This is a genomic window from Roseateles sp. P5_E11 (assembly GCF_054049355.1).
Window position 1 is genome coordinate 1 of record NZ_JBFUMO010000747.1, and the last position, 2,364, is coordinate 2,364.

The window sequence follows — 2,364 nt, forward strand, 5'->3', positions numbered from 1 at the left end:
GGCGTCGACCAGCCACTGCTGGATGTTGTCGGCCGGTGCCTGAACGGCGACGTCGCGCGTCATGCCCGTGCGAGTGTTCAGCCACAACAGCGCCTGGGTGCGGCGCGAGTAGGAGGTCACCAGCACTTCTTCATTGGGTTCACCGGGCCGTGGCTCGGGCACCAGGCGCAGGCTGTGGCTCCAGTCCAGCAAGCTGTAGTCAGGCTCCCCCTTGTTGATCCCGAAGCGGTTGTCGCGCTCGATGAGCTTTCGCAGCCCGGTGCCGTCCGCGTTCACGGCGAACAGGCCCGGCGGCCGCCAGTTCTCGCCACTCAGGTCCGTGAGGCTGAAGACGAGCCGGTCATCGTTGACCCAATGGACCTGAGTGACATCCTCCTTGCCGAATTGCACGGCTCGCGTCAGCTTGCCACCGGGGGCCAGTTCCAGCACGACGAGGCCGACGCGCTTGGCGCCTTTGGCGGTCGTGATGGCCAGCCGCTTGCCCGAGGGCGACAGCGCGATTTCGCCGATGTCGGCATCGCCAAAGAACACCTCGGCCGGCGGTGGGGCCGCCCGTGCGGCGCTGACGAACAGCAAAAGGCCGGCAACGACGCCGGCCCAGCACTTCAACTTCTCCATATCGCTCCCTGCACTGCTTCGTTGACAGCGGCGCGCAGCATAGGGGAGGGCGTGGCGTCGGCAGCCTGCGTGTGATGGCAATCCTCACCAAGGCGCGGGAGTGCCGGCGCTGCATGACAATGCCCGGCCATGACTGCTGCCCCTCCAGACGACGCGCCCGTCGTCATCATCGGCGCCGGCCTGGCCGGCCTCACCGTGGCCCTGCATCTCGCCGACAGCGTGCCCGTCGTCATCCTCGCCAAGCGGGAGCTGACCGAGGCGGCCACCGCGTGGGCCCAGGGCGGCATCGTTGGCGTGCTGGGCAGCGACGATTCCATCGAAAGCCATGTGCGCGACACCCAGGACGCTGGCGCAGGCCTCGTCGACGAAGCCGCCGCCCGCTTCATCGCCGAGCGCAGCGCCGCGGCCGTGGGCTGGCTGGTGGACCAGGGGGTGCCCTTCACGACCGACGACACCGGCCCGATGGGCCTGCACCTGACGCGTGAGGGCGGGCACGCCGTGCGCCGCATCGCCCACGCGGCCGACGCCACTGGCAAGGCCATCCACGACCAGCTGCTGGAGTTGGCCCGCAAGCACCCCAACATCACGCTGCGCGAGCGCTGGATGGCGCTGGACCTGATCACGTCACGCCATGTGCAGCGAGACGAGCCGCCCCGCGTCTACGGCACCTACGCGCTGGACATCGACACCCAGCGCGTGGAGACGCTGCCAGCACGCGCCGTCGTGCTGGCAACCGGCGGCGCCGGCAAGGTCTACCGCTACACCACCAACCCCGACACGTCGACGGGCGACGGCATCGCCATGGCGTGGCGCGCCGGCTGCCGGGTCGCGAACATGGAATTCATCCAGTTCCACCCGACCTGCCTTTACCACCCGCAGGAGCGCAGCTTCCTCATCACCGAGGCCTTGCGCGGCGAGGGGGCCTACCTGAAGCTGCCTGAACATCTCGGGGGCACCCGCTTCATGGCCGCCCACGACGAGCGCATGGAGCTGGCGCCGCGCGACATCGTCGCCCGCGCCATCGACTTCGAGATGAAAAAGCACGGCCTGGACCATGTGTGGCTGGACGCCACCCACCTGGGAGAAGCCTTCCTCATCGAGCATTTCCCGACCATCCACGCCCGCTGCCTCAAGCTCGGCATCGACATCGCCAGGCAGCCTATTCCCGTCGTGCCGGCTGTGCACTTCACCTGCGGCGGTGCTGTGACCGACCTGCTCGGCCGCTGCGACCTGCCGGGCCTGTATGCCGTGGGCGAAACCGGCTATACCGGCCTGCACGGCGCCAACCGCCTGGCCAGCAACTCGCTGCTGGAATGCGTGGTGCTGGGCCAGACCTGCGCGGCCGACATCCTGTCGCACCCGCTCCCCGACGGGGCTCCCATCCCGGCCTGGGACGAGAGCCAGGTCGAGAACGCCGACGAGCAGGTCGTCATCGCCCACAACTGGGACGAACTGCGCCTGTTGATGTGGAACTACGTCGGCATCGTGCGTACCACCAAGCGCCTGGAGCGCGCGCTGCATCGCATCAAGCTGCTGCGCGGCGAGATTGATGACTACTACGGGAGCTTCCGAGTCACGCGCGACCTGCTGGAGCTGCGCAACCTCGTCGAATGCGCCGAGCTGATCGTGCGCTCGGCCCTGATGCGCCACGAGAGCCGCGGCCTGCACTTCAGCCGCGACTACCCGCGCRCGCTGCCGGTGAGCTTCCCGACGGTGTTGATCAGCAAACGGCGCCGACGCTAGCAC

The 2,364-nt window shown here is 68.6% G+C and carries 1 protein-coding gene and 1 pseudogene; one reads left to right on the forward strand and one right to left on the reverse strand.

From position 1 onward, the window contains the following. A pseudogene (locus ACXJKR_RS30055) lies at window positions 1-618 on the reverse strand (hypothetical protein); the annotation flags it as partial. Window positions 619-747: 129 nt separating this feature from the next. Here ACXJKR_RS30055 and nadB point away from each other — a divergent pair. Beyond that, entirely contained in the window at window positions 748-2,361 is a 1,614-nt protein-coding gene (gene nadB / locus ACXJKR_RS30060) for an L-aspartate oxidase (RefSeq protein WP_457325959.1), read from the forward strand. Window positions 2,362-2,364 lie beyond the last annotated feature (3 nt).